At 71.8% G+C, this 25761-nt stretch carries 25 protein-coding genes and 4 tRNA genes; 9 read left to right on the plus strand and 20 right to left on the minus strand.

Annotation, left to right across the window (positions count from 1 at the left end):
• Positions 1 to 43 precede the first annotated feature (43 nt).
• The 7 genes from K7472_RS05515 to pgsA all read right to left on the minus strand — a co-directional run bounded on the left by K7472_RS05515 (position 44) and on the right by pgsA (position 6058).
• A complete protein-coding gene (locus tag K7472_RS05515; protein ID WP_222974574.1) occupies positions 44 to 796 on the minus strand; it encodes a YebC/PmpR family DNA-binding transcriptional regulator in 753 nt (250 codons plus the stop codon).
• Between the two features lie 78 nt (positions 797 to 874).
• Positions 875 to 1483 (minus strand): pyridoxal 5'-phosphate synthase glutaminase subunit PdxT, encoded by a 609-nt coding sequence (pdxT, locus tag K7472_RS05520; protein WP_308013782.1) that lies wholly within the window; start codon positions 1481 to 1483, stop codon positions 875 to 877.
• 86 nt (positions 1484 to 1569) lie between these two features.
• Positions 1570 to 2499 (minus strand): pyridoxal 5'-phosphate synthase lyase subunit PdxS, encoded by a 930-nt coding sequence (pdxS, locus tag K7472_RS05525; RefSeq protein ID WP_222974579.1) that lies wholly within the window; start codon positions 2497 to 2499, stop codon positions 1570 to 1572.
• Between the two features lie 216 nt (positions 2500 to 2715).
• A complete protein-coding gene (locus tag K7472_RS05530; RefSeq protein ID WP_222974582.1) occupies positions 2716 to 3261 on the minus strand; it encodes a hypothetical protein in 546 nt (181 codons plus the stop codon).
• Between the two features lie 54 nt (positions 3262 to 3315).
• The gene (locus K7472_RS05535; protein WP_222974585.1) at positions 3316 to 4488 is read right to left on the minus strand and encodes a glycosyltransferase family 4 protein; all 1173 of its coding nucleotides are present in this window, start codon (positions 4486 to 4488) and stop codon (positions 3316 to 3318) included.
• Positions 4485 to 5399 (minus strand): phosphatidylinositol mannoside acyltransferase, encoded by a 915-nt coding sequence (locus K7472_RS05540; protein ID WP_222974587.1) that lies wholly within the window; start codon positions 5397 to 5399, stop codon positions 4485 to 4487. The genes K7472_RS05535 and K7472_RS05540 overlap by 4 nt, the downstream gene beginning before the upstream one ends.
• Positions 5396 to 6058, minus strand: coding sequence for a phosphatidylinositol phosphate synthase (pgsA, locus tag K7472_RS05545; RefSeq protein ID WP_222974589.1), 663 nt, complete (start codon positions 6056 to 6058; stop codon positions 5396 to 5398). Before pgsA ends, K7472_RS05540 begins: the two co-directional genes overlap by 4 nt.
• A gap of 320 nt (positions 6059 to 6378) precedes the next feature.
• Between pgsA and K7472_RS05550 the strand changes: the two genes are divergently transcribed.
• Together K7472_RS05550 and K7472_RS05555 are read left to right on the plus strand one after the other, a co-directional pair.
• The gene (locus K7472_RS05550; RefSeq protein ID WP_222974591.1) at positions 6379 to 8577 is read left to right on the plus strand and encodes an elongation factor G-like protein EF-G2; all 2199 of its coding nucleotides are present in this window, start codon (positions 6379 to 6381) and stop codon (positions 8575 to 8577) included.
• 198 nt (positions 8578 to 8775) lie between these two features.
• A complete protein-coding gene (locus K7472_RS05555; RefSeq protein WP_222975229.1) occupies positions 8776 to 10374 on the plus strand; it encodes an AbeC-like domain-containing protein in 1599 nt (532 codons plus the stop codon).
• A gap of 54 nt (positions 10375 to 10428) precedes the next feature.
• Here the strand turns inward: K7472_RS05555 and K7472_RS05560 are convergent, their stop codons facing one another.
• Positions 10429 to 10989 carry an HIT family protein gene (locus tag K7472_RS05560; RefSeq protein WP_222974593.1) on the minus strand — a complete coding sequence of 187 codons (561 nt, stop codon included), beginning with the start codon at positions 10987 to 10989 and terminating at the stop codon, positions 10429 to 10431.
• Between the two features lie 66 nt (positions 10990 to 11055).
• Between K7472_RS05560 and K7472_RS05565 the strand changes: the two genes are divergently transcribed.
• Entirely contained in the window at positions 11056 to 11715 is a 660-nt protein-coding gene (locus tag K7472_RS05565) for a potassium channel family protein (protein WP_252395145.1), read from the plus strand.
• 45 nt (positions 11716 to 11760) lie between these two features.
• Here K7472_RS05565 and thrS read toward each other — a convergent pair whose 3' ends face one another.
• From thrS to K7472_RS05580, 3 genes are all read right to left on the minus strand, one after another.
• Positions 11761 to 13743, minus strand: coding sequence for a threonine--tRNA ligase (gene thrS / locus K7472_RS05570; protein ID WP_222974597.1), 1983 nt, complete (start codon positions 13741 to 13743; stop codon positions 11761 to 11763).
• Positions 13744 to 13900: 157 nt separating this feature from the next.
• A complete protein-coding gene (locus tag K7472_RS05575; protein ID WP_222974599.1) occupies positions 13901 to 15085 on the minus strand; it encodes a hypothetical protein in 1185 nt (394 codons plus the stop codon).
• Positions 15085 to 15663 carry a DUF4365 domain-containing protein gene (locus K7472_RS05580; protein WP_222974601.1) on the minus strand — a complete coding sequence of 193 codons (579 nt, stop codon included), beginning with the start codon at positions 15661 to 15663 and terminating at the stop codon, positions 15085 to 15087. Before K7472_RS05580 ends, K7472_RS05575 begins: the two co-directional genes overlap by 1 nt.
• A gap of 286 nt (positions 15664 to 15949) precedes the next feature.
• Here K7472_RS05580 and K7472_RS05585 point away from each other — a divergent pair, with 286 nt between their 5' ends.
• Entirely contained in the window at positions 15950 to 16678 is a 729-nt protein-coding gene (locus tag K7472_RS05585) for an exonuclease domain-containing protein (RefSeq protein ID WP_222974603.1), read from the plus strand.
• Between the two features lie 392 nt (positions 16679 to 17070).
• On the opposite strand, the gene K7472_RS05590 is transcribed toward K7472_RS05585, so the two are convergent.
• The 6 genes from K7472_RS05590 to K7472_RS05615 all read right to left on the minus strand — a co-directional run bounded on the left by K7472_RS05590 (position 17071) and on the right by K7472_RS05615 (position 20473).
• The gene (locus K7472_RS05590) at positions 17071 to 17382 is read right to left on the minus strand and encodes a hypothetical protein (protein WP_222974605.1); all 312 of its coding nucleotides are present in this window, start codon (positions 17380 to 17382) and stop codon (positions 17071 to 17073) included.
• A 158-nt stretch (positions 17383 to 17540) separates the two neighbouring features.
• The gene (locus K7472_RS05595; RefSeq protein ID WP_222974607.1) at positions 17541 to 18551 is read right to left on the minus strand and encodes an aldo/keto reductase; all 1011 of its coding nucleotides are present in this window, start codon (positions 18549 to 18551) and stop codon (positions 17541 to 17543) included.
• 456 nt (positions 18552 to 19007) lie between these two features.
• On the minus strand, positions 19008 to 19550 hold the full coding sequence (locus tag K7472_RS05600; protein WP_504740130.1) for an NsdA family TPR-like regulatory protein: 543 nt from the start codon (positions 19548 to 19550) through the stop codon (positions 19008 to 19010).
• A gap of 108 nt (positions 19551 to 19658) precedes the next feature.
• Positions 19659 to 19733, minus strand: a tRNA-Val gene (locus K7472_RS05605).
• A 37-nt stretch (positions 19734 to 19770) separates the two neighbouring features.
• Positions 19771 to 20232, minus strand: coding sequence for an SRPBCC family protein (locus K7472_RS05610; protein WP_222974612.1), 462 nt, complete (start codon positions 20230 to 20232; stop codon positions 19771 to 19773).
• A gap of 169 nt (positions 20233 to 20401) precedes the next feature.
• Positions 20402 to 20473 (minus strand) — tRNA-Val (locus tag K7472_RS05615).
• A gap of 344 nt (positions 20474 to 20817) precedes the next feature.
• Here K7472_RS05615 and K7472_RS05620 point away from each other — a divergent pair.
• Complete coding sequence (locus K7472_RS05620) at positions 20818 to 21231, plus strand: SsgA family sporulation/cell division regulator (protein WP_003959770.1); 414 nt, start codon at positions 20818 to 20820, stop codon at positions 21229 to 21231.
• A gap of 220 nt (positions 21232 to 21451) precedes the next feature.
• Positions 21452 to 22009 (plus strand): CGNR zinc finger domain-containing protein, encoded by a 558-nt coding sequence (locus K7472_RS05625; protein ID WP_222974614.1) that lies wholly within the window; start codon positions 21452 to 21454, stop codon positions 22007 to 22009.
• A gap of 393 nt (positions 22010 to 22402) precedes the next feature.
• Here the strand turns inward: K7472_RS05625 and K7472_RS05630 are convergent, their stop codons facing one another.
• Positions 22403 to 22861, minus strand: a complete 459-nt coding sequence (locus K7472_RS05630) for a hypothetical protein (protein WP_222974616.1) — start codon at positions 22859 to 22861, stop codon at positions 22403 to 22405.
• Positions 22862 to 23057: 196 nt separating this feature from the next.
• On the opposite strand from K7472_RS05630, the gene K7472_RS05635 reads away from it, so the two are divergent.
• Positions 23058 to 23564 (plus strand): DsbA family protein, encoded by a 507-nt coding sequence (locus K7472_RS05635; protein ID WP_222974618.1) that lies wholly within the window; start codon positions 23058 to 23060, stop codon positions 23562 to 23564.
• A 141-nt stretch (positions 23565 to 23705) separates the two neighbouring features.
• On the opposite strand, the gene K7472_RS05640 is transcribed toward K7472_RS05635, so the two are convergent.
• Together K7472_RS05640 and K7472_RS05645 are read right to left on the minus strand one after the other, a co-directional pair.
• Positions 23706 to 24536, minus strand: coding sequence for a GNAT family N-acetyltransferase (locus K7472_RS05640; RefSeq protein ID WP_222974621.1), 831 nt, complete (start codon positions 24534 to 24536; stop codon positions 23706 to 23708).
• Positions 24533 to 25354: an aminotransferase class IV gene (locus tag K7472_RS05645; RefSeq protein ID WP_222974623.1), complete on the minus strand. Its 822-nt coding sequence runs from the start codon at positions 25352 to 25354 to the stop codon at positions 24533 to 24535. Before K7472_RS05645 ends, K7472_RS05640 begins: the two co-directional genes overlap by 4 nt.
• 238 nt (positions 25355 to 25592) lie before the next feature.
• On the opposite strand from K7472_RS05645, the gene K7472_RS05650 reads away from it, so the two are divergent.
• A tRNA-Gly gene (locus tag K7472_RS05650) sits at positions 25593 to 25665 on the plus strand.
• A 25-nt stretch (positions 25666 to 25690) separates the two neighbouring features.
• Positions 25691 to 25761 (plus strand) — tRNA-Cys (locus tag K7472_RS05655).

Consider the following 25761-nt stretch of genomic DNA (forward strand, 5'->3'; position numbering starts at 1 on the left):
GGCCGGCCCGTGTCGGCGCACGCGATGTGGAGTTGACCCGCCGTCAGGCGTCGACCTTCTCCATGACGTCGTCGGAGACGTCGAAGTTGGCGAAGACGTTCTGCACGTCGTCGCTGTCCTCCAGGGCGTCGATCAGCTTGAAGATCTTGCGCGCGCCCTCCTCGTCCAGCTCGACCTGCATGGTGGGGACGAAGTTGGCGTCGGCCGAGTCGTAGTCGATGCCCGCGTCCTGGAGCGCCTTGCGCACCGGGACCAGGTCGGTCGCCTCGCTGATCACCTCGAAGGTGTCGCCGAGGTCGTTGACCTCCTCGGCGCCCGCGTCGAGGACCGCGCCGAGCACGTCGTCCTCGCCCAGCTCACCCTTGGGGACGATCACCACGCCCTTGCGGTTGAACAGGTACGACACCGAGCCCGGGTCGGCCATCGAGCCGCCGTTGCGGGTCATCGCCACGCGGACCTCGGAGGCGGCACGGTTGCGGTTGTCGGTGAGGCACTCGATGAGGACGGCCACGCCGTTGGGCCCGTAGCCCTCGTACATGATCGTCTCGTAGTCGGCGCCGCCCGCCTCGAGACCGGCGCCGCGCTTGACGGCGCTGTCGATGTTCTTGTTGGGCACCGAGCTCTTCTTGGCCTTCTGGATGGCGTCGAAGAGGGTGGGGTTGCCGTCCGGGTCGGCACCACCGGTGCGGGCCGCGACCTCGATGTTCTTGATCAGCTTCGCGAAGAGCTTGCCGCGCTTGGCGTCGATCACGGCCTTCTTGTGCTTGGTCGTAGCCCATTTAGAGTGGCCGGACATCCGCCTGTCTCCTTTTTCGCGTCTTCACGTGTTGTTCGCGTCTTCACGTGACCCACGTGCTCACCAACACCTGTGATCCTACCGGGATCCGGCGGACGCCCCCCGCACCATCTCGGCGAACAGGGCGTGCACCCGCTGGTCGCCGGTGAGTTCCGGATGGAACGAGGTGGCCAGCAGGTGGCCCTGGCGCACCGCGACCACCGTACCGTCACCGAGCGTGGCCAGCGTCTCGACGCCCGCGCCGGTGGACTCGACCCAGGGGGCGCGGATGAAGACGCCCTCGACCGGGCCGCCGTCGACACCGGTGATCGCGACCGCGGCCTCGAAGGACTCGTTCTGCCGTCCGAAGGCGTTGCGGCGCACGGTCATGTCGATGCCGCCGATGGTCTCCTGGTCGTCGCGGCCGTCCAGGATCTTGTCGGCGAGCATGATCATGCCTGCGCAGGAGCCGTAGGCGGGCATCCCGGCCCGCACCCGCTCGCGCAGCGGCTGGAGCAGGCCGAAGGCGACGGCCAGCTTGGACATGGTGGTCGACTCGCCGCCGGGGATGACCAGGCCGTCCACCGCGGCCAGCTCCTCGGGGCGGCGGACGGTGACGGCCTCGGCGCCCGCGGCGCGCAGCGCGGCCAGGTGCTCGCGCACGTCGCCCTGGAGGGCGAGCACGCCGACGGTGGGGTGGGAGGTCACGGGGGTGGGTCGCCTTTCGGTCGTACGGCCGATGGGCAGGCCGGCCGGCCTGCCCATCGGGGGTGTCCTGTCGGGACGGGCGCGGACTACCAGCCGCGGTTGGCGTAGCGCTCGGTCTCCGGGAGGGTGTCGCAGTTGATGCCGACCATGGCCTCGCCGAGGTCGCGGGAGGCGTCCGCGATCACCTTCGGGTCGTCGTAGAAGGTGGTCGCCTTGACGATGGCCTCGGCGCGCTTGGCCGGGTCGCCCGACTTGAAGATGCCGGAGCCGACGAAGACGCCCTCGGCGCCCAGCTGGCGCATCAGCGCGGCGTCGGCCGGGGTGGCCACGCCACCGGCGGAGAACAGCACGACGGGCAGCTTGCCCAGCTCGGCGACCTCCTTGACCAGCTCGTACGGGGCGCGCAGCTCCTTGGCGGCGGCGTACAGCTCGTGGTTGTCCAGCGCGCGCAGGCGGCCGATCTCGCCCTTGATCTGGCGCAGGTGACGCACGGCCTCGACGACGTTGCCGGTGCCGGCCTCGCCCTTGGAGCGGATCATCGCCGCGCCTTCGGCGATGCGGCGCAGGGCCTCGCCGAGGTTGGTGGCACCGCAGACGAAGGGGGTGGTGAAGGACCACTTGTCGGAGTGGTTGACCTCGTCGGCCGGGGTGAGGACCTCGGACTCGTCGATGTAGTCGACGCCGAGCGCCTGGAGGACCTGGGCCTCGACGAAGTGGCCGATCCGGGACTTGGCCATCACCGGGATGGAGACGGCGTTGATGATGCCCTCGATCATGTCCGGGTCGGACATGCGGGCCACGCCGCCGTCCTTGCGGATGTCGGCGGGCACCCGCTCCAGGGCCATGACCGCGACGGCGCCTGCGTCCTCGGCGATCTTCGCCTGCTCCGGCGTGACGACGTCCATGATCACGCCGCCCTTGAGCTGCTCGGCCATGCCGCGCTTGACGCGCGCGGTGCCGGTCTCGGGGGCTGCGCTGGAGGCGGCGTCGGGGGTGCTGAGGGGCGTGGTGGACACGGTTTTGACCTCACTCGTTGGACATAAGTGCGATACGACCATCGTAGGGCTCGGCGGACCGGTGCCGGACCCGCCGTGCGGTCCACTTCGGCCGGGCCGCTGCTACGCATGTGACAAAACCGTGAACGCGGCAGGACCGGCAAGGGCCAATCGGCACCCGGTGGACCGCTCCGGGGCGACCGGATGCCCCCACCGGTGGCCCGGACCGCCGCCCGGTCAGCGGCTCGCGTCGGCGGCCAGCGCGGCCGGCGGCTCGTCGTCCATCTCGAACGCGAGCGGGAACGGCGCGTGCCCGGCCAGCCGGAACCAGCGCACCACCCGGTGCCGTCGCACCACCCGGGCCGCGCGCACCGCGTCGTTGTGGAAGCGGCGGGCCATCGGCACCCGGCGCACCGCCTGGCCGAGTTCGCCGATCGTCTCGGGGCCGCCGGGCGCCTCGTGGACCGCGGTCACGGCGTCCGGCTCGGCGAAGACCGCGCGCAGCGCCTGGCTCAGTTCGCTCTCGGCGACCTCGCGCTGCTCGTCCTCGGCCTGCCGGGCGGCGTGCGCGCTCTGGTAGAGCACCATGGAGGCGGCCGGGTCCAGCACGCCGGAGGTCGCCAGTTCCTGCGCCACCGAGGCGCGGCGCAGCAGTTGGGCGTCGAGCGCGGCGCGAGCGGCGTCCATCCGGGCGTGCAGCCGGTCCAGCCGTCCAGCCGTCCAGCTCAGGTAGACGCCGAGCAGGACGACCGCCACCGCGATCCACAGAAGAGTCATGGTCACGGGCGGAAAGGCTACCGTCGCGGGCGGGCGGACCCGTCACCGTCGGGCCGCCCGTCAGTCGCGGGCCAGCCCCAACCGGGCCCGCAGGCCGGTGCGTTCGTCGGTGGCGACCGAGCCGGCGCCGTCGGTGACCATCTCGTAGACCGACAGGATCTCCGCGCCGACGCACGACCAGTCGAAGCGCCGCACGTGCCGTGAGCCGGTGGTGCTGAGCGCGGCCCGCCGGTCGGGGTCGGCCAGCAGCCGCAGCGCGGCGTCGGCGAGCGCCTCGGCGTCCTCGACCGGGAACAGCTCCCCCGCCGCGCCGCCGTCCAGCACCTGCCGGAACGCGTCGAGGTCGCTGGCGAGCACCGGGGCTCCGGCGGACATGGCCTCCACCAGGATGATGCCGAAGGACTCGCCGCCGGTGTTGGGCGCGAGGTAGAGGTCGACCGAGCGCAGCAGCCTGGCCTTGTCCTCGTCGCTGACCATGCCGAGGAACTCCACCTGGCCGCGCAGCGCGGCCGGCAGCGCCTCGACCGCCTCCTCCTCGTCACCGCGTCCGGCGACCAGCAGCCGGGTGCCGGGGCGCTTGGCGAGGATGCCGGGCAGGGCCCGCATCACCACCGGCAGTCCCTTGCGCGGTTCGTCGATGCGGCCGATGAAGCCGATGGTGGGCGCCTCGTCGGTGCCCCGCCACTCGGGCCGGGGCTCGGCGCGGGCGAAGAAGTCGACGTCGACGCCGTTGGGGATGACGACCGCGTCGCCGCCGAGGTGTTCCACCAGCGTGCGCCGGGCGTACTCGCTGACCGCGATGCGGGCGCTGATCTTCTCCAGCGCGGGCTGGAGGATCGGGTAGGCGGCGATCATCGCGCGCGAGCGCGGGTTGGAGGTGTGGAACGTGGCCACGATCGGGCCCTGCGCGGCCCAGCACGACAGCAGGCCCAGCGACGGCGAGGCGGGTTCGTGGATGTGGATCACGTCGAAGCGGCCGTCGTGCAGCCAGCGGCGCACCCGGGCGGCCGACAGGAAGCCGAAGTTGAGCCGGGCGACCGAGCCGTTGTACGGCACGGGCACCGCGCGGCCCGCCGAGACCACGTAGTCCGGCAGCGGGGTGTCGTCGTCGGCCGGGGCCAGCACGGAGACCTCGTGGCCGCGGCGGATCAGGTGTTCGGCCAGGTCGCGGATGTGGAACTGGACGCCACCGGGCACGTCCCAGGAGTACGGGCAGACGATCCCGATCCTCAACTCTCCTCCGATCCGGGGCGGTTGGCCGGGTCGAGGTCGGCCAGCCACAGTCGTTGCAGCATGTGCCAGTCCTCGGGGTGCTCGGCGATGCCGGAGGCGAAGGCGTCGGCGAGCGACTGGATCATGGCGGAGGTCTTCTCGGCCCGCGTGCCCTCGTCCGGCACCTCGACCGGCGGGTGGACACGGCCGCGCATGATCGGCGTGCCGTCATACCAGAGCGTGACCGGCAGCAGCACCGCGCCGGTCTGCTGGGCGAGCAGCGCGGGCCCGGCGGGCATCCGGGTGCGTTCGCCGAAGAACTCCACCTCGACGCCGGAGGAGGACAGGTCGCGGTCGGCGACCAGGCAGACCAGGCCGCCGCCGCGCAGCCGCCGGGCGAGGGTGCCGAAGGCGGCGCCGCCGGTGTGCGGCAGCACCTCCATGCCCAGGCCCTCGCGGTAGGCGACGAAGCGGTCGTAGAGCGTCTCGGGCTTGAGGCGCTCGGCGACGGTGGTGAACGGCACCCCGAGCTTGCGGGTCACCCAGGCACCGGCCAGGTCGTAGTTGGCCATGTGCGGGAGCGCGAGCACCACGCCGCGTCCGGCCGCCATGCCCTTCTCCAGGTGCTCCAGGCCGTCGGGGGTGAAGCCGTCGCGGATGCGTTCGTCGCTCCAGGTCGGCAGCCGGAAGGACTCCATCCAGTAGCGCAGGTAGGAGCGCATGCCCGCCTGGGACAGCCTCGCCAGCCGCGCCGGGAGGGCGCCGGGGACGACCCGGGCGAGGTTGGCCTCCAGCCGCAGCACGCCCTTGCCGCGCCGCCTCCAGGTGATGTCGGCGATCCGCCGGCCCAGGGCGGTGGCCGCCGGCTCCGGGAGCCGCTTGACGGCCGCCCAGCCGGCTCCGTAGAGCGCGTCGTTCAGTCGTTCCCTCACGCCGGGTTCCCCTCCCTCGCGCGGTCGGCCGCGTCGGCCTCCGCGGACTCGCGGCGTACGGTGACCACCCGCTGGACGATGGTCACCAGGCTGCCCGCGGCCACCAGCCACAGCGCGATCGGCAGCAGCCACTCGATGTACGGCACGCCGAACTTGTGCAGCCCGGAGAAGCCGCAGGCGACCAGCGAGACCACCAGCCGTTCGGCGCGCTCGACCAGGCCGTTGACCTTCACCGGCAGCCCGATCGCCTCGCCGCGCGCCTTGGTGTACGACACGACCTGGCCGCTGGCCAGGCAGAAGATGGTGACCGCGCAGAGCGTGAGGTTGTCGCCACCGCCCGCGTACCACAGCGCCAGGCCGCCGAAGATCGCGGCGTCCGCCACCCGGTCCAGGGTGGAGTCCAGGAAGGCGCCCCAGCGGCTGGAGCGGCCCAGCTGACGGGCCATGTTGCCGTCGACCAGGTCGGAGAAGACGAACAGCGTGATGACGACGGTGCCCCAGAAGAACTCGCCGCGCGGGTAGAAGGCCAGCGCCCCCGCCATCACACCGCCCGTCCCGATGAGGGTGACCGCGTCGGGGCTTACGCCCCTGCGCAGCAGCAGAGCGGCGAACGGGGTGAGGACACGCGTGAAGAAAGCACGCGCGTACTTGTTCAGCATGGCCTTCCCGACAGGTCAGTGGGCGCCGGACGGGCCCCTGTCGGCCCCCGGCGGCCCCATCATCGTAGTCACGCGGGACGGGCCGCAGGCGCAGGCACCCACCGGGCGCCCACGGCCGCCGCCGGGGGTACGACGTATGGACGCAGCGTGACGGGCGTGGGAAGGTCGAAGGACCGCGGGCGTCGACCGGTGCCGAGCGCGGATCCCGTGGCCGGCGTCTTGACCGCCCGCAGCCCACATCCTCAATCCCCGCAATCCCAGAAATCCCCGAGTGCCCCGCTCACCGGGGCAGTCACCGCGCAGTGACCGGGAGGCAAGCGATGGGCGACAAACGAGAACCGCACGCGGGAGCCGCCGGAGGCGTACCGACGGCCGACCGGCCCGAGAAGATCCGGAACGTGGTGCTGGTCGGCCACAGTGGTTCGGGCAAGACGACTCTGGTGGAGGCCCTGGCCAGGACGTGCGGCGCGCTGACGCGCTGCGGCCGGGTCGAGGACGGCGCCTCGGTCTCCGACTACGACGACATCGAGCACCGGCAGCAGCGCTCCGTACAGCTGTCGCTCGTTCCGGTGGAGTGGAACGGCGTCAAGATCAACGTGCTGGACACCCCCGGCTACGCGGACTTCGTCGGCGAGCTGCGGGCCGGGCTGCGCGCCGCCGACGCGGCGCTGTTCGTGGTCTCGGCGGCGGACGGCGTGGACGGCGCGACCCGGATGGCCTGGGACGAGTGCGCGGCGGTCGGCATGCCGCGGGCGGTGGTCGTCACCCACCTGGACAACGCGCGCGCCGACTTCGACGAGATGACCGAGATCTGCCGCCGGGTCTTCGGCGGCGACGACCCGGACGCGGTGCTGCCGCTGTACCTGCCGCTGCACGGCGAGGAGACACCCGACGGGCACACCCCGGTCGCCGGGCTGATCGGCCTGCTCTCGCAGCGGATCCACGACTACTCCGGCGGCGAGCGGGCCGAGCGCGATCCGGACCCGGAGCACCTGCCGCTGATCGCCGAGGCGCGCGGCCGCCTGATCGAGGGCATCATCGCCGAGAGCGAGGACGAGACCCTCATGGACCGCTACCTCGGCGGCGAGGAGATCGACTTCAAGACGCTCATCGACGACCTGGAGCGTGCCGTGGCGCGCGGCACCTTCCATCCGGTGCTGGCCGCCGCTCCCCCGGCCGGGGACGCCTCGCAGGGCCTCGGCACGCTGGAGCTGCTGGAGCTGGTCACCGGTGGCTTCCCGACCCCGGTGGAGCGCGAGGCGCCCGCGGTGACCACGCCGAAGGGCAACCCCAGGCCGCCGCTGGAGTGCGACCCGGACGGCCCGCTGGCCGCCGAGGTGGTCAAGACCTCCTCCGACCCGTACGTCGGGCGCCTGAGCCTGGTGCGGGTCTTCTCCGGCACCCTGCGGCCCGACGAGACGGTGCACGTCTCCGGGCACGGCCTGGAGGACCGCGGGCACGAGGACCACGACGTGGACGAGCGGGTCGGCGCGCTGTCGTCGCCGTTCGGCAAGACCCAGCGGCCGGTCCCCCGGGGCGTCGCGGGCGACCTGGTGTGCGTGGCGAAGCTGACCCGCGCGGAGACCGGCGACACCCTCTCGTCGAAGGACGACCCGCTGCTGATGGAGCCCTGGGTGATGCCCGAGCCGCTGCTGCCGGTGGCCATCGAGGCGCACAGCAAGCCCGACGAGGACAAGCTGTCGGTGGGGCTGGCCCGGCTGGTCGCCGAGGACCCGACGATGCGCCTGGAGCAGAACCAGGACACCCACCAGGTGGTGCTGTGGTGCCTGGGCGAGGCGCACGTGGACGTGGCGCTGGAGCGGCTGCGCGGCCGGTACGGGGTCCAGGTGGACGCGGTGCCCTACCGGGTGTCGCTGCGCGAGACGTTCGGCGAGCGGGCGGCGGGACGCGGTCGGCACGTCAAACAGTCCGGCGGGCACGGGCAGTTCGCGATCTGCGAGATCGAGGTGGAACCGCTGCCGGTGGGCTCGGGCATCGAGTTCGTCGACAAGGTGGTCGGCGGCGCCGTGCCCCGGCAGTTCATCCCCTCGGTGGAGAAGGGCGTGCGGGCGCAGGCGCTCAAGGGCGTGGCGACCGGTCACCCGGTGGTGGACATCAGGGTCACGCTGCTGGACGGCAAGGCGCATTCGGTCGACTCCTCCGACGCCGCGTTCCAGACCGCGGGCGCGCTGGCGCTGCGCGAGGCGGCGGCCGAGACCCGGATCCACCTGCTGGAGCCGGTGTTCGACCTGACGGTGATGGTCTCCGACGAGTACGTGGGCGCGGTGATGAGCGACCTGGCCGGACGGCGCGGCCGGGTGGTGGGCACCGAACCGGTGGGCCCGGGGCGCACGTTGGTGCGCGCCCAGGTCCCGGAGACCGAGATCGGCCGTTACGCGGTGGACCTGCGGTCGCTGTCCCACGGCACCGGGCGGTTCACCCGCGCCTACGCCCAGCACGAGCCGATGCCGCCTCAACTCGCCGCGAAATTGCGGCAGGAGGAGGAGCAGGCCCACTGATCCGCGTTCCCGTGCGCCGCTGACGCGCTGGTCACTGTGCGGATACGCTTGTTCCCGGACCGGTTGGCACGGCCGCCGGTCCGGGGCGGCGCGGGCGCGGACGGCGCACCGCGGGTCGGAGCGAGGGAGTGGGGGCAGGCGGTGTCGCTTTTCTCCGGCACGGAGTTCGACTTCAGCCCGGGTGCGCAGGTGCCGCTGATGGGCGTGCACAGCGGACAGACCGCCGCCACACAGGCCCTGTCGTCGGCGCCGTACCGCGACAGCGCCGTCGCCGGCCTGCTCGCCGCCAACCCGGAGGCGGGCGTCAAGCCGCCCCGGCTGTCGCTGTTCGAGCCCAACCTCGGCGAGGCCTTCGCGCGCGCCGTGCAGGTGCGGATGCTCGGCGGCGCGCACAGCGAGACGGTGCAGTCCTTCGGCATGGACCCGCAGACGGTCGTGGAGCACTGCCTGGCCGCCAACCGCATCCGCCAGCAGCGCGACATCCGTCTCACCGCGGTGATGGCGGTCTTCGGGCTGCTCTTCCTGCCCGGGGTGCTGGTCTGGCTCGCCGCGTTCCAGCTGCGCCGCACCCTCGGCAAGAGCTCCAGTGCGTGGGCCGGGACACTGGGCACGCTGGTGCTGGTGGTCGTCGCGGGCCTCGCGGTGCTGCTGGCCTGGCGTCCGCCGCTGGGCGGCTTCTGGGGGCTGTACGTGCGCGTGGTGCTGCTCTTCCCGATCGGTGGCTGGTACCTGGCGAAGCGCATCTGCGAGCGCACCGCCGTCGACCTGCGGGGCCGCTGGGGGTCGCTGCTGGGCGGTCCCGGGCCCGGCGCCAAGATCCCGGAGGCGGTGCCGCGCAACCCCAACGACAAGCGCGCCGAAGAGCTGCGCAAGTCCCTGGTGGTGCTGGCCGCGGAGCAGAACAGCAACGTGGTCTTCTACGCGGGCCCCAAGGGAATACTGGGCATGGGATCGCGCTGGGGCATATGGCAGTTGGCGGAGGAGCTGCTGCCCGCGGACGGCAAGGACTTCCACCAGTTCCGATCCTGGGACGTCATCCGCGCCATCCACGACCGGCTGCGCGAGCTGGAGCGCGGCCCGCTGCACACCGGGGGCTTCCCCAAGCCGTCGATACGGCACTGGATCGTGGCGCCGGTCGGGGAGGGCGCCAAGGCCATCTCGCGGCCGACCGGTGAGACCGTCGACGGCTTCACGGTCAAGGACTTCGAGGTCCAGCGCATCTGCAACGAGCAGCAGTTCGGCAGCGGCAACCGGCACTACCTGGGCGTGCAGTTCGTGCTGTGGGACGGGCAGTTGGTCATCACGATGATGATCACGGTGACGGTGCTGCACCGCACGCTGCGCGTCGAGGTCACCGGCCACGCGCTGGGACCGGTCGACGGGATGTTCATGTCCAAGCCCGCGCCGAACACCAGGGAGGTCTCCAAGAGCGTCAAGTTCTGGGAGACCCGCACGGTGCACATGCCGCTGGTGAACTCGGGCGAGGTGGTCCGGCTGGCCGCCCGCGCGCCGTTCACCTGGTTCCCGCCGGTGCTGGACTTCCTGGGCGGCAAGCTCACCCTGCCCGAGCCGTTCGGCCTGCGGCACACCTGGGCGGCCAAGCCCTGGCAGCACCGCTTCATGGCGGACGACGCGCTGCGCACGGCGACCCCGGTGCTGCGCGCGGTGCACGCCGCGACGATCGGGCTGCTGAAGGAGAACGGCGTGGACACCACGCGGTTCGAGGGCCGTTCGCTGGTCCTGGGCGGCGCCGTGCAGGACGCCAAGCCCGGCAAGGCCGACGTCTACGACGCCTGACCTGACCCCGGTCGGCCGTCGCTTCTCGCGCGGCGGCCGGCCGGGCAGCGGTGCTCAGTCCTCCTGCGGCCAGTGCCCGGCGAGCATCGCGCGGGTGTCGGCGAGGAGTTGGGGCAGCACCTTGGTGTGGCCGACGACCGGCATGAAGTTGGTGTCACCGCCCCAGCGCGGCACCACGTGCTGGTGCAGGTGGGCGGCGATGCCCGCGCCGGCCACCGAGCCCTGGTTCATGCCGATGTTGAAGCCGTGCGCCCCGGACGCCGAACGCAGCGCCGTCATCGCCCGCTTGGTGAATTCGGCCAGCTCCGCGGTCTCGGCCGCGTCCAGCTCGGTGTAGTCGGCGACGTGCCGGTACGGCACCACCATCAGGTGGCCGCCGTTGTACGGGTAGAGGTTGAGCACCGCGTAGACCGACGCGCCGCGCGCGATGATCAGGCCGTCCTCGTCGGACTTGGCCGGGAGGGAACAGAACGGGCAACCGTCGGCGTCGGGGCCGGTGGGCTTGTTCTCGCCCTGGATGTACGCCATGCGGTGCGGGGTCCACAGGCGCTGGAACGCGTCCGGCGTCCCCACTCCGATCTGCTGCTCCGGCTCACTCGTCATGGTGTGCAGCATATGGCTTCGGACGCCCCGGGCGTGTCGTCGGGGCGGGGCCCGGGCGGCTGCCGGGATCCTGGGGCGATGGACGACCGCCGGATCCGCGAGTGGGAGCGCCGCACCTCGGTGCCGCTGATGACCGCCTCGATGCTCTTCCTCGCCGCGTACGCCGTGCTGGTGCTCGACCACGACCTGTCGCCGGACGCGCGGGATTCGTGGTGGACGGTGCTGGGGGTGACCTGGGCCGTCTTCGGGGTGGACTACCTGGTGCGGCTGGCGCTCAGCCCGCGGCGGCTGCGGTTCGTGGTGACGCGGTGGCTCGATCTGCTGGTGCTGGTGCTGCCGTTGCTGCGTCCGTTGCGGGTGGTGCAGACCTACACCCGGGCGCAGCGCTCCGGGCACGGCGGCCGGCTGGCACTGGAGGCGCAGGTGATGGCGTACGCCGGGCTGACCACGCTGCTGCTGGGCTTCGCGGGCAGTCTCGCCGTCTACCACGTGGAGCACGGCAGGACGGGCGCGAACATCCGCACCTACGGCGACGCGGTCTGGTACACGTGCTCGACGCTGACCGCGGTCGGCTACGGCGACGTCTTCCCGGTGACGGCTCGCGGACGGCTGATCGGCGTCGGCCTGATGGTCACCGGCCTGGGCCTGCTGGGCTCGGTGGTCGGCACGTTCTCGTCCTGGCTGGTCGGCCGCTTCCGCGAGATCTCGGAGGCGGAACGGCCCCCGGAGCGCGACTGAGCCGCGCTGCGGGGGCCGGCGTGGCCGTCCTGGCGTCGAGGCGGGTCAGACCTGGACGCGGCGCGCGACGGCGTCGGCGATCTCCGCGAGGGCGTCCTCGACCGGGATGCCGTTCTTCTGCGAGCCGTCCCGGTAGCGGAAGCTGACCGCGTTGTCCGCGATGTCCTCGTCGCCTGCGATGACCATGAACGGCACCTTCTGCTTCTGCGCGTTCCTGATCTTCTTCTGCATCCGGTCCGAGGAGGAGTCCACCTCGACCCGCAGTCCCTTCGCCCGGGCCTTCGCCGCGAAGTCCTCCAGGTACGGCACGTGCCCGTCGCCGATCGGGATGCCGACCGCCTGCACGGGCGCGAGCCACGCCGGGAAGGCGCCCGCGTAGTGCTCCAGCAGCACCGCGAAGAACCGCTCGATGGAGCCGAACAGCGCCCGGTGGATCATCACCGGCCGCTGCCGGGAGCCGTCGGCCGCGGTGTACTCCAGGTCGAAGCGCTCCGGCAGGTTGAAGTCGAGCTGGATCGTCGACATCTGCCAGGTGCGGCCGATGGCGTCCTTGGTCTGCACGGAGATCTTCGGGCCGTAGAAGGCCGCGCCGCCCGGGTCGGGCACGAGCGGCAGCCCCTGCTTCTCCGCGGCCTGCCGCAGGACCTCGGTGGCCTCCTCCCACACCTCGTCGGAGCCGACGTACTTCGTCTCGTCCTTGGTGGACAGCTCCAGGTAGAAGTCCTCCAGGCCGTAGTCGCGCAGCAGGTTGAGGACGAAGGTGAGGGTCTTGTCCAGCTCGTCGGCCATCTGCTCGCGGGTGCAGTAGATGTGCGCGTCGTCCTGGGTGAAGCCCCGGGCACGGGTCAGGCCGTGCACGACGCCCGACTTCTCGTACCGGTACACGGTCCCGAACTCGAAGAGACGCAGCGGCAGTTCACGGTAGGAACGGCCGCGCGCGTCGAAGACCAGGTTGTGCATCGGGCAGTTCATGGGCTTGAGGTAGTAGTCCACGCCCTCGTCGAGCTGCATGGGCGGGTACATGCCGTCGGCGTACCAGTCCAGGTGGCCCGAGGTCTCGAAGAGCTTCCCCTTCGTCGCGTGCGGGGTGTAGACGAACTCGTAGCCCTCCTCCTCGTGGCGGCGGCGCGAGTAGTCCTCCATGACCCGGCGGATGATGCCGCCCTTGGGGTGGAAGACCGCCAGGCCCGAGCCGATCTGCTCGGGGATGGAGAACAGGTCCAGCTCGGAGCCCAGCTTGCGGTGGTCGCGCTTCTCGGCCTCGGCGAGGAAGTCCAGGTGCGCCTTCAGCTCGTCCTTGGTCGGCCACGCGGTGCCGTAGATCCGCTGGAGCTGCTTGTTCTTCTCGCTGCCGCGCCAGTACGCGGCGGCCGAGCGCATCAGCTTGAAGGCGGGGATGAGCCGGGTGGTCGGCAGGTGCGGACCGCGGCACAGGTCCTTCCAGCACAGGTCGCCGGTCTTGGCGTCGAGGTTGTCGTAGATCGTCAGCTCACCGGCGCCGACCTCGGCGGAGGCACCCTCGGCGGCGTCGGCGGCGGAGCCCTTGAGGCCGATCAGCTCCAGCTTGTACGGCTCGCCGGCCAGCTCCTCGCGGGCCGCCTCGTCGCTCACCGGACGGCGCGAGAAGCGCTGACCGCGCTTGACGATCTCCTGCATCTTCTTCTCGACGCGCTTGAGGTCGTCGGGGTGGAAGGGCTGCTCGACGTCGAAGTCGTAGTAGAAGCCGTCCTTGATGGGCGGGCCGATGCCGAGCTTGGCCTGGGGGAAGATCTCCTGCACGGCCTGGGCCATGACGTGCGCGGTGGAGTGGCGCAGGATGTTCAGGCCGTCGTCGCTGGTGATGTCGACGGGCTCGACCTCGTCGCCGTCCGCGACGACGTGGGCGAGGTCCCGCAGCTGCCCGGCGACCCGGGCGGCGACGACGGAGCGCTCGCCCTCGAACAGCTCGGCCGCCGTGGTCCCCGTAGTCACCAGCCGCTCTTCCGGGCTCGCGGAATCGCGTTTGATGATCACACGGAGGTCTGACACCGGTCTCTCCTGACTTCACGTCCCACGGTCGGCAGCGGACGCCGCCCCGCTGAATCGTACCGAGCCGGAGGCCGTGGCCGCGAAGCGATGGTCATGGAGCGACGGCCGTGCGGCGGTGGCCGCGCGGCAGGGCTAGCCGAGGTGGCCGCGCGGCGGGCTACGCGTCCCGCTCGTCGTCGCGCGCCGGTTCGTCCCAGGCCTTCAGCAGCCGGTCGCGTTCGGCCTCGTCCAGGTCGACCGGGACCGGGACCGAGGCCCCGATGAGCCGGCGGAAGCCGTCGCGGCTCTCCAGCGCCCCGCTCAGCCGCACCGGCCGCCCGGCGAGGTGGGCCTCGACGGCGGCCCGGTAGCCGTCCTCGTCCAGCCTGACCCGCACCTGGCGCACCTCGGCGCCGGACAGCACCCGCAGCCTGACCGTCCCGCCGCCGGACGGACGGGCGCTGCGCAGCCGCACCACGGTCCCGGTCACGGTGACCCGGACCGGCGGCTCGGCGCGTACGTAACGGGAGGCGGCCCGGTGCAGCGCGGGAAGGTCGCCCGGGGAGAACTCCACCGGTTCGGGGCGGGCGGCGACGCCGGGCGGCGTCCCGGCGGCGGGCGACCAGGCGAGCGCGATCTCGGCGCCCTCGCTCTCGCGCACCAAGTGGGCCAGCGCCACGACGAGTTCATGGCAGACGCCGAGTTCGACGGCGGCGTCGAAGGCGTCCCAGCGGCCGGTGGTGCGCTGGTAGTCGACGGCGTCCCGGGTGGCCTGCAGGGCGCGCAGCAACGTGACGGTGACCGCTCGGGCGCCCGGTGCGGGCAGGTAGGCGGTGAGCAGGTGGCCGCTCGCGGCAGGGCCGAGGAGGACCTGTTCCAAGCAGGCGTGGGCGTGCCGGGCGTGCCGCTCGCCGAAGTAGCCGGACGGGGCCCGGGCCGCCCGCGCCGCCGCGAGCAGCGTGCCGCGCACCGCCTGGCGCAGTTGTTCTGCGGCCGTCCACGGGACCGCGCCCGCCGTGCGCGGCACGTCGCGCCGCCAGCGGACCTCGTCGCCGGGCACGCTCAGCGCGAGCAGCACCTCGCGGGCGGAGGGCGCGCCGGAGCGGGCCAGCGCGGTGAGCGCCTCGCCGAGCAGGTCGGCGGAGTCGCCGAAGCCGCCCCGGGCCGGCACCAGCACACTCGTGCCCGCGGCGCTCCCCGCGGCGTACGGGTGCCCGGGCGGCGTCCAGCGGGTGTACGGGCCGTCCTGCCGCCCGCGGCGCTCCCAGCCGTGCCGCCGCAGCAGCGCGGTGAGCACCTCGGGGTCGACGCGTTCGGCGTCGGGGGGCTGGAGGTCGCCGGGCTCGTCGTCGATCGGTCGCATCACGGTCTTCCTCCCGCCCCGACCCGCGTCATGATCTCGCACAGCGCCCGGTCGTCGAAGACCCGCGCGGTGGGGATCCGCACGGTGGTCTTGTGCCTGCCGGTCACGGGGTGGCCGGCGAGGTTGGTCCAGTAGCAGCAGTGCCGCAGTTCCATCCGGTCGTGGCCGACCCGCAGCCAATGGTCCTGACGGCGCGGCACCAGCATCACGACGAGGATCTTGTGCACCGACACCGGAGTGCGGGCCAGCTTGACGAGGTGGTCGTTGTCGAGGGTGAAGGAGAAGAACGGCCCGGGCGGGTTCGGCGCCACCTGGTAGGTGCACTTCAGCTGCACCTTGATGGTCACCTCGTCGTCCACCTCGTGGCCGCGCGAGCTGTGACTGACGTGCCAGTCGATGCCGTTGTCCGGGAACGGCTGGGCGAGCGAGCACCCCGAGGCGGCGGCGACCGCGTGCAGATAGCCGACCTGAAGTGTCTCCATGCAACTGGTGGTGGCGATCGAGCCCCGCAGTGGTACCGGCCGTTCCTGGAGCGGCCCGTCCGTCAGCGGCGCCGGATCGGGCTGGGCGAGCGCCATGGCTCCGGCCGTGCCTTCCGGGCTGCGGAGCCGCGCTCCGCGACGAGTTGGGGGGGCGGCGGTCGTCGCCTGGTGCGAACGGGCCGTCACCTGTGTTGTCACCGGCGGCGAGGATTCGCAAACCGGCACGGTTCGCTGACGCTGGGTCACGGGTATGAAAGGGACAGGGGCGTCAACCCGCAGGCCATGACGGGGCTTGGCCACGCGGGGCGTTGACGCCCCGTCACCCCCGTACTCGACACCGCACGCATCACCGTCACCAAGGACAGCAAGCAGGGAGCCGGTCATGGCACGCTGGTTCGAGGGTCCCCTCGCCTCGTTCGACACCGAGACCACGGGCGTGGACGTCGAGCACGACCGCATCGTGTCGGCGGCGCTGGTGGTGCAGGACACCCCCGATTCCGCGCCGCGCGCGCGGCGTTGGCTGGTGGACCCGGGAGTGCCGGTGCCCGAGGCGGCGACAGCGATACACGGGCTGACCGACGCGCATTTGCGGGCGCACGGAACGCCGCCGGGTCCCGCGACGGAGGAGATGGCGCGGGCGCTGGCGGCGGTCTCGGCACGCGCGGTGCCGCTGGTGGTGATGAACGCGCCGTTCGATCTGACGCTGCTGGACCGGGAGTTGAAACGGCACCGGGGCCTGACGCTCGCGGGCTATCTGGAGCGTTCCGCGATGTGCGTGCTCGACCCCCGGGTGCTCGACAAGTACGCGGACCGCTACCGCAAGGGCCGTCGCACGCTCACCGACCTGTGCGCGCACTACGAGGTGTCGCTCACCGACGCGCACGACGCGGCCGCCGACGCGCTCGCCTCGCTCCACGTCGTACGGGCGATGGGACGGCGGTACGCGGAGCGCGGGATAGGCGCGATGCCCGCAGCCGAGCTCCACGTACGGCAGGCCCTGTGGCACGCGGCGCAGGCCCGGGGCCTCCAGGCATGGTTCGCCCGCAACGGCTCCCCCGAACGCTGCGACCCGGCCTGGCCCCTGCGCCCCGAACTCCCGGAAGCGGCTTAGAGATTCCGCGGGCAGCGGCTTAGAGATTCTGCGGGTAGCGGCTTGGAGACTCCGCGGGTGGAGGACAAGCCGTCATGGTCGGCGGGCTGGCCGTGTGTTCCCGCGTTGGCTGGCCCAGGCTTCGCGGACGAGGCGTCGGATCACGACGATCACGGTCATCAACGCGAGCAGTGCGTTGATGACGACCGCTCGACGTTCCGTGCAGGACAGGGTGGAGTTGAAGCCGCGGCTGTACGAGGAGTTGGTACGCCCGACGGCCCAGCGCGAGTGCGGTTGATCGGGATCACGACGCCCTGGGGCTGGATCCGCCACTCGCGGCCGAGCCAGGTCGGGGAGTCGTGCCGGTTGGCCCCGGTCACGACACAGCCCAGTTGGATCCCTGCGTCCGTCGGTCATCCGCGACCGCTTGACCCCGGGTTTTCCCGGTCAATCCCTGAGTTCCCGGCGGCCTCGCCACCGCAGGGTGCTTCGGTGATCTGCCCGTCGACGGTGATGTCGGCCAGGTCGAGGCCCATGACACGGTCGTAGGTGTCCAACACGATCTGCTCCAGCCCTGCGAAGACACCGGCCGCGGCCCCCCTCGTTGCGTCGGGTACTCCTCGTGGTTGCCGAGCACGATTGATCGGCGTGCTTCTCTCGTACGAGCCGCCGAAGAAAAGCTTCGCGACGATTCGCGACGAGACGTCAGCTACTTCGGTGCCCACGGACACGTTCCGCTGCGCGTGGTCATGCTGCTGACCGCGGTGGCGGGCAGCGCGCGGATCACGCAGTTGCGCGCGACCGCCCGCAAGTACCGCCGGACCGACCACAGGGCTGTGAAGGCCGAGGACAGGGACTCGTCGAAGGCCCGGCGTAGCCCGGACTACCGGGAGCCCGCCACAGGGTGCGGCTTGTAGAAGGACTCCTCCAGGTAGGCGGCCTCGTGCGGCTGGTAGGGCTCCTCCAAGTAGGCGGCCTCGTCTTGGCCGAGTTCGACGTCCACCGCGGCGACCGCGTCGGCCAGTTGGGCCGGCTTGGTGACCCCGACGATGGGCGAGGTCACCGCCGGATTGCGCATGACCCAGGCCAGGGCGACCTGGGCCGGGGACAGACCCCGCTTGCCCGCGATCTCGTGGACGCGCTCGGCCACTGCCTGGTCCTCGTCGCGGTAGAGGATCTTGCCGCCCTCGTCGGTCTCGGCACGCGCCGTGGCGGTGTCCCCGGCCCGCGTCAGCCTGCCCCGCGCCAGCGGGCTCCACGGGATCACGCCGATGCCCTGGTCGGCGCAGAGCGGGAGCATCTCCCGTTCTGCCTCCCGGTGGATGAGGTTGTAGTGGTCCTGCATCGACACGAACCGGGTCCAGCCGTTCAGGTCAGCCAGGTACAGGGCCTTGGCGAACTGCCAGGCGTACATGGAAGAGGCTCCGATGTAGCGGACCTTCCCGGACTTGACCGCGTCGTGCAGCGCCTCGAGGGTTTCCTCGATCGGGGTGTCGTAGTCCCAGCGGTGGATCTGGTAGAGGTCGATGTAGTCGGTCCCCAGTCGCTTCAGGGAGGCGTCGAGCTCGCCGAAGATCGCCTTGCGGGACAGCCCGGCGCCGTTCGGGCCGGGGCGCATCCGCATCCAGACCTTGGTGGAGAGAACGACCTCCTCGCGCCGGGTGAAGTCCTTGACCGCCTGGCCGACGATCTCCTCGCTGCTTCCGGCGCTGTACCCATTGGCCGTGTCGAGGAAGTTGACGCCGCCCTCAAGGGCCTGCTTGATGATGTCCCGGCTGGCGTCCGCGCCCAGTGACCAGGGCTCCCCGCCCCGGCCCGGCTCGCCGAAGCTCATGCAACCGAGGGTGATGGCGGAGACTTCCAGTCCGGTCGTTCCGAGCTTGATGTATCGCATGCCGCCGAACCTAGGAGTTGGAGTGCGCTCTAACGCAATATGTCTCGGTCCGGGATTCGGAGACGTGGGGCATGTGTGCCCTGTCAGGTTCCGACCGTTTCGGCCAGACGTACCAGCGGGCCTAGTGGTAGCGAGTAACGAACTGTCAGTTCTCGGGCCGAGAGCGTGAGCACTCCTCAGCCCCGACTCAGCCCCGACTCAGCCCCCGACGGCAAACCGCTCTCGCGGGTCCGTCGCCACGAACGATCATCGTTCGATCACCAAAAGATGCCGGTGGTCCGGGCGGTGGTATCGCGGCGCTCGTGACGGCGCCCCTTCTCGCGGGATCTCTTAGGTATTGACGCCGCTAGGTATTGACGCCGCGAGCCACGATTGCGCGAGGCGCGAGGGCACATCGTGCTGGCGAGTCTCACCGACTTCGCCGACCGTTGTAGCGAAGCATTCGGTTGGTGACTTCTACGTGGCGTCCGCCGTCACCAGCCGGAACAACTCCTTTAACTCCTGTACGTAAGTGAGCTGTCCGTACGGCGCCAGAGCCGCATCCAGTTCGCCGAGCCGCTCCGTGATCCGTGCCGAACCGATCGTCTGGCTGAGTGCAAGGGCACCGTGCCCAACCTGGCAAGCGCGCTCGGCCTCACCGTCCAAGAGGTAGCACTTCGCCAACCGCGACAGATAGCGCACGCGGTCACGCGCTCGGTCCGGCGCTCCGGTGCGCAGGAGGTCGAGAGCCTCGGCCAACGCCGTGATCGCCGCGTCGGTCATGCCCAAGTCGAGGTAGCACGCGCCCCGTTGTGCCACGACCTCGACGGCATCGACATAGGAAACGTACGGTGACCCCTCGTCTCGGCCCGCCAAGGCGAAGTCGGCCTGCACGGCGTCGAGCACTCGCAGGCACTCCTGTTCTCCCAGCGAGTTCTCCCAGCGAGGCGTGGGCCCGAGCCGACCGCGCGCCCATGACCGTCCTGCACACGGCCCAAGCCGCCGTACCCGCTCCCCCACAGGGGCAACAGCGCCCGCCCCAGCCGGAGACAGACGCTGCGAGGCACCAAACAGGGGCCGTCCCGGCGGACAGCCCCTGGAAGATAACGGGTTCCAATTGTCTGGCTATGGTGGGCGATACTGGGTTCGAACCAGTGACCTCTTCGGTGTGAACGAAGCACTCTTCCGCTGAGCTAATCGCCCGGACGACGTGAACAATACAGGGCCGGGGACCCCGCGTTCAAACGGCGTCCCGGGCGCGGCCCGCCAGCGCGGCGCGCAGGCCGCCGAGGCCGCTGCGCATCATCACGGCGTGGTTGACGAGGAAGAACGGCCGGCCGGGCAGGGCGAGGCGGCGCATCAGGGGCTTGCGGACGACGACCCGCTGTTCGTACAGCGCCCGGCACCCGGATCCGTCCGGCGTGAGCGTCCAGCGGGCCCATCCCTCCAGGTCGCCGCTCATCGTGATCTGGAGGACCGCGTCGTCGGGCGAGCGCAGGACCTGGCGGACGACGACCACGAGGTCGTACGGGAGCAGTGAACGGAAGCGCACCGTTCCGGAGACGTCGTCGATCCGGTCCACCGATCGGACCTGCGGCCACCAGCGCGGGTATCCCTCGGGGTCCCCCAGGACCGCGTACACGGTCTCGACGGGGGCGGCGAGCCGCCAGACGCTGCGGAACCGATACCGGCACCAGTCCATGGCCCCAGTGTGACGCGTCGTCCGGGACCGGGCGGCACCGGTCGGCCGACCCCGGAAGACGCCGGGGGTGCGGGTGGCGAAGCCCCCGCCGCGAGGCGAAGCCGAGCCGGGAAACACCGAGGGCGGAGCGGCCCGCGCTTTCCGCGAGCACACTCCGCCCTCGACCCGGTGGGCGATACTGGGTTCGAACCAGTGACCTCTTCGGTGTGAACGAAGCGCTCTTCCGCTGAGCTAATCGCCCGGGTGCGGGGACAACATTAGCGCATGTCAGCGGGGGCTCCTGACCACTCGCACCGACCCTGTCGGCCACGAGGGCGCGACGGCACCCGGCGACGATCACACTCGGCCACGCGTGATCACCGCACACGGACATCGAACAGTCACCCTCCGTGACCGCATCGCAAACCTCCCGTTTCGGCCCCATCACCACATCGGCCCACGATCACGGGCAGAAGCTGGTCCGAACGAAGTACCGGAAGCTTCACAAACCAGTCAGAGGGGTTTACAACGTCCTCGCAGGTGGCATGTCGATTTCGCCGACGTGCGAATCCCCGAGCGCACACTGAGCGAAAGGCCCTGGCGCTTATGAACACCACGGTCAGCTGCGAGCTGCACCTGCGCCTCGTTGTGTCGAGCGAATCCTCACTGCCCGTGCCCGCGGGCCTGCGGTACGACACGGCCGATCCCTACGCCGTGCACGCCACCTTCCACACCGGTGCCGAAGAGACGGTCGAATGGGTGTTCGCCCGCGACCTGCTCGCCGAGGGTCTGCACCGCCCCACCGGCACCGGCGACGTTCGTGTCTGGCCATCGCGCAGTCACGGCCAGGGCGTCGTCTGCATCGCCCTCAGCTCACCGGAGGGCGAAGCGCTCCTGGAGGCCCCGGCGCGGGCTCTGGAGTCGTTCCTGAAGCGGACGGACGCCGCGGTGCCCCCGGGCACCGAGCACCGCCACTTCGACCTGGATACGGAGCTGTCGCACATCCTCGCGGAGAGCTGAGCCCCGCCCGTCATCCGCGGCCGTCCTTACTCGGGGGGACGGCGCGGCCCGATCAGCACGCTCGGCGCGAGCGCCGTGGCCCACCCCGTCCGGGGTGGGCCACGGCGCTCGCGCGCTTTCCCGGCCGGCGCGGCAGGCGCGCTAGAGTCACGCGACGAGCCGGTGCGGATTCCGTCGTCGTGCCGGTCGCCGCCGACCCTCGACGCCAGGGAGCGCAAGCGTGCTGATCAGCCACGACACCCGGTGGGCGCTCGACAGCCTGGTGGACCTGCTCAACACCGCGCCGGACGGCGAGGACGACGACGGGCTGACGGATCTCGTGGCGCTCGGCGACTTCGTGGCCCGGCACCGGTTCAGCGACGTGGGAACGCTCACCGAGGACGACCTGGCGGCGGTGCGCGCGCTGCGGGAACGGTTCGCCGGAGTCTTCGCCGCCGAGGACGGGCACGCGGCGAGCGCCCTGATCAACACCCTGGTCGCCGAGGCCGGGACCACCCCCCGGCTCACCGACCACGACGGCTACGACTGGCACGTTCACTACTTCGCCCCGGGCGCCTCGCTCGCCCACCACCTCGCCGCCGACGGCGGGATGGCGCTGGCGTTCCTGCTGGTCGCGGGGGAACGGGACCGGCTGCGGCGGTGCGCGGCGCCGGACTGCGGCCGGGCCTTCGTCGACCTGTCGCGCAACCGCTCGCGCCGCTACTGCGACAGCCGCACCTGCGGCAACCGGCTGCACGTCGCCGCCTACCGGGCCCGCAGACGGGAGACGACGGGCTGAGGTGCGCCCGACCCGGAACCGGAAGAGCGGTCAGAATCCGAAGAGGTCGAGACACGCGCCGAAGAGCAGCAGCGTGCCGATGAACCCGAGGAAGAACATCAGGGGCGGCTGGGAGAGCGCGAACAGGCACCCGCGGGGCTCGTCGTTCATGTGGTGCGTGGCCTCAACAGGTCATGGGTCACTCGACGGGGGACTGACTCGCACAACAGTACGCGCCCGCATGTCCCAAGTCGGTTGCCTCAGGCGGGAGTTGGGGGTCTGACGATCGCCGCGATCATCGCGCGCCGACCCCCCGCCCCCGCAACCAACACGCGAACCCGCAGGGGTGGTTTTCTGGCATGCGGATGCGGCGTCTCACTCAGTGAGACGCCGCATCGTTCCGGGGCCGTTCGTTCAGATGCCGTGCTTGCGCAGGATCGCCTCGATGTCGTCGAACTCCGACGACGCGTTCTTGCCCGCCTTCGTCTTCTTCGGCTCCACCTGCCGGGGTCCCGGCTGCGCCGCGGGGGCGACAGCGGTCCCGGGCTCCGTCCCGGCCGCCGCCTTGCGTTCGGCACGCCGTCCCGAACGGCCCGAGGCGAGGCGGGCGATCAGGTAGAGCAGGACGGCCAGCGCGAGCACCGCGAAGCCGAGCCAGACGGACGGCTTGAGGACCAGGCCGGCCGCCCAGTCACCGACCGCCTCGCCGATCTTGCGGAACATCGTGATGAGCCCCGCCAGGTACAGCCCCACCGGCAGCAACGACACGGCGGCGACGCGGACGGCCCGCAGGAAGCGGCGCCGCCAGGCCGTCAGCAGGGCCACCGCGAGGCCCGCGCCGGACAGGGCCACGCACACGGTCGCGGTCAGCACGGCCGACCACTCCTGGTGCCGGTTGCGGACATGATGTCTCCCATCGCACGGACGTACCTGCTCCTCCATCGTGCCTCGCCGGAGCCGCCCGGGCCACGCCCTCACGGCAGCCTCAGGGAGATCTCCGGGTGCGCCTCCTTCGCAGGTGCCGGTCCGGGCGTGACGGGGGCGCGCCGGGGCTTGAGAGACTGGGGCCATGAACCGAGCCACCCCGTCCCCGGTCGTCGTCGAGTACTGGTGCGAGGCGCAGTGCACCGACTGCCGTGCCTCGCTGGACGACCTGCGCGCGCTGCGCGCCCGTTACGGCGACGCGCTGGAGATCCAGCTGCGCCACTTCCCCCTCGACAAGCACGCCCACGCCTACGCCGCCGCCCAGGCCGTGGAGGAGGCGTTCGCGCAGGGTCAGGGGTGGCCGTACCTGGAGGCGGTGCTGGCGCGGGCCGAGGAACTGGGCGAGCGGGGCGAGCCGCTGCTGACGGAGATCGCCGGGAAGCTCGGGCTGGACGCGGAGGAGGTCGACACCGCGCTGGTCGACGGCCGCCACCTGCTGATCGTCGACGCCGACCAGGCCGAGGGCCGGGCGATCGGGATCACGGGCACGCCCACGTACGTCGTCGGCGGCATCCGGCTCGACGGCGGCGACGGCCAGGAGGGCCTGCGCGAACGCGTCGAGCAGCTCGTCGACGAGGCGCTGCGCGCCTAGCGGCGGCGAACCGTGCGGAGGCGCTGCTCGCCTGGTGGCGGCGAACCGTCCGGAGGCGCTGCGCGACTGGCGGCGGCGAATTCGTCCGGAGGCGCTCCCCCGGCCGCCCGGGGCCGGGCCGCGGGGAGCGCCGCCGCGGTGTCACAGCAGGGACTTGGTCATCTCGTGCGACGTCGGGCGGTAGCCCAGCGACTCGTAGAGCCGTATCGCCGGGGTGTTGGCCGTGTAGACGTTGAGGCCCAGGGACCGCACGCCCGCGGCGAGGCACTCGCGCTCGGCGGTGAGCATCAGGGTGCGGCCGTGGCCCCGGCCGCGGTGCGGCTCGGCGACCTCGACCAGGTAGACCCAGGCCGGCCGGCCCTGGGCCGCGCGCAGCCGCACCCACAGCCAGCCCACGTCGGCGCCGTCCGCGTCCAGTACGCGCAACGCCGTGTCGGGAGTGCGGTGGCCCTCCGGGAGGGTCTCGGCGTAGTCGGCGTCGGCCAGCTCCGCCGCGCGCTGCCGGGTCAGGCCACGGGCGACCCAGTCGTCGACGTACTCGTCCCGGGTGCGGGCCTGCCACACGGCGTAGTCGTCGGCGCCCATGGCGCGGACGGTCACGCCCGGCGGCAGGGGCGGTTCCTCGCCCAGCGTCTTGACCATGGCGCGGTTGCGTTCGGTGTAGCCGAGCACGGTCGTCAGCCGCAGCGCGGCGTGCGCCTCGGCCGGGACGCTCGCCTCCACCTGCCGGCATCCCCAGCCGCGCAGCACCTCCTCCGCGGCGAGCGCGGCGACGGTCCCCCGGCCGCGCCGCCGGTCCGGCTCGTCGATCTCCAGCCGTACGACGCGGCCGGTACGAGGACCGTGACGGCGGTCGGTGGCCAGCCGGATCGAGCCGACCGGGCGGCTGTTGACGCACACGGTGAAGTCGCGGGACCTGCCCCCGTCCGGCTCGCGCGACTCCGGCCCGGCCGGGCGCAAGGTGGTGGTCACGGGTTGGGCTCCGCCCCGGCGCGCTCGGCGAAGACCCGCATGGCCTTGGTGGTCACCGGGCCCGGCGCGCCCGCCAGTTCGCGGTCGTCGACCCGGTGCACGGCCTGCACGTCGCGCAGGGTCGAGGTCAGGAAGACCTCCTGCGCGCGCTCCAGCGCGTCCAGCGGGAGGTCGGCCTCCCGCGCCCCGGTCCAGTCGATCACCAGTTGCCGGGTGATGCCGGCCAGGCAGCCGGACTCCAGGGGCGGGGTGAGCAGTTCACCGTCGAGCACGACGAAGACGTTGGAGCCGGTGCCCTCGCACAGCCGGTCCCTGGTGTTGCCGAACAGCGCCTCGGACGCGCCGTGCTCGTGGGCCCGGGCGAGCGCGAGCACGTTCTCGCCGTACGAGGTGGTCTTCAGGCCGCTCAGCGCGCCACGCTCGTTGCGCACCCACGGGACGGTGACGACCGCGGTGGTGTCCGGCCGGGGGTGCGCCTCGGAGACGGCGACGACGAGGGTGGTGCCGTGGTCGCCGCGTTCCGAGCCGAGCGGGGAGACGCCTCCGGTGTACGTGACGCGCATCCGCCCCAGCGGCATCGGGTTGCTCTCCAGCACCGCCAGGCACGCCCGCCGCACCTCGTCGGCGTCCGGCTCGGGCAGGCCGAGGCCACGGGCGGAGCGGGCGAGTCTGGCGACATGGCGGTCGAGGGCGAACGGCTCGCCCTCGACTGACTTCACCGTCTCGAACACGCCGTCGCCCACCGTCAGTCCGTGGTCGAGGACGGAGACGGTCGCGCTCTCCTCTTCTCTCAGTCCACCGTTCACCCAGATCATCAAGGGTCGGCCCTCCACCGGAGTCGGTTCGTCGTCGCGTTCATGACCAGGTGTCCCACGACGTCGGCACGCGTCCGCCGCGACGTCCGCGTCCCGTTCCCGACGCTACCGCCGCGGACCACCCGGTGGTGACCCCTCACACCGCCCGGCACGCTGCGGAAACGGAATTTGAGCTGGCGCGGAATTCCGCTAGAGTTCAACACGTCGCCGGGACGCGGGAGCGCCCTGGATCACGGCACACGCGGACGTGGCTCAGTTGGTAGAGCATCACCTTGCCAAGGTGAGGGTCGCGGGTTCGAATCCCGTCGTCCGCTCGATGGGGGTCCTGTGATCCCCGTTGGTGGAGTGGCCGAGAGGCGAGGCAACGGCCTGCAAAGCCGTCTACACGGGTTCAAATCCCGTCTCCACCT

The organism is Streptantibioticus parmotrematis (assembly GCF_019890615.1).
Lineage (GTDB): Bacteria > Actinomycetota > Actinomycetes > Streptomycetales > Streptomycetaceae > Streptantibioticus_D > Streptantibioticus_D parmotrematis.

What these genes read in the sequence shown, in the direction of transcription:
- K7472_RS05515 (WP_222974574.1), bottom strand. Translation starts at nt 796, where the DNA reads ATGTCCGGCCACTCTAAATGGGCTACGACCAAGCACAAGAAGGCCGTG.
- pgsA (WP_222974589.1), bottom strand. Translation starts at nt 6,058, where the DNA reads ATGCTGAACAAGTACGCGCGTGCTTTCTTCACGCGTGTCCTCACCCCG.
- K7472_RS05550 (WP_222974591.1), top strand. Translation starts at nt 6,379, where the DNA reads ATGGGCGACAAACGAGAACCGCACGCGGGAGCCGCCGGAGGCGTACCG.
- K7472_RS05555 (WP_222975229.1), top strand. Translation starts at nt 8,776, where the DNA reads ATGGGCGTGCACAGCGGACAGACCGCCGCCACACAGGCCCTGTCGTCG.
- K7472_RS05560 (WP_222974593.1), bottom strand. Translation starts at nt 10,989, where the DNA reads ATGCTGCACACCATGACGAGTGAGCCGGAGCAGCAGATCGGAGTGGGG.
- K7472_RS05565 (WP_252395145.1), top strand. Translation starts at nt 11,056, where the DNA reads ATGGACGACCGCCGGATCCGCGAGTGGGAGCGCCGCACCTCGGTGCCG.
- K7472_RS05575 (WP_222974599.1), bottom strand. Translation starts at nt 15,085, where the DNA reads ATGCGACCGATCGACGACGAGCCCGGCGACCTCCAGCCCCCCGACGCC.
- K7472_RS05580 (WP_222974601.1), bottom strand. Translation starts at nt 15,663, where the DNA reads ATGGCGCTCGCCCAGCCCGATCCGGCGCCGCTGACGGACGGGCCGCTC.
- K7472_RS05585 (WP_222974603.1), top strand. Translation starts at nt 15,950, where the DNA reads ATGGCACGCTGGTTCGAGGGTCCCCTCGCCTCGTTCGACACCGAGACC.
- K7472_RS05595 (WP_222974607.1), bottom strand. Translation starts at nt 18,551, where the DNA reads ATGCGATACATCAAGCTCGGAACGACCGGACTGGAAGTCTCCGCCATC.
- K7472_RS05610 (WP_222974612.1), bottom strand. Translation starts at nt 20,232, where the DNA reads ATGGACTGGTGCCGGTATCGGTTCCGCAGCGTCTGGCGGCTCGCCGCC.
- K7472_RS05620 (WP_003959770.1), top strand. Translation starts at nt 20,818, where the DNA reads ATGAACACCACGGTCAGCTGCGAGCTGCACCTGCGCCTCGTTGTGTCG.
- K7472_RS05635 (WP_222974618.1), top strand. Translation starts at nt 23,058, where the DNA reads ATGAACCGAGCCACCCCGTCCCCGGTCGTCGTCGAGTACTGGTGCGAG.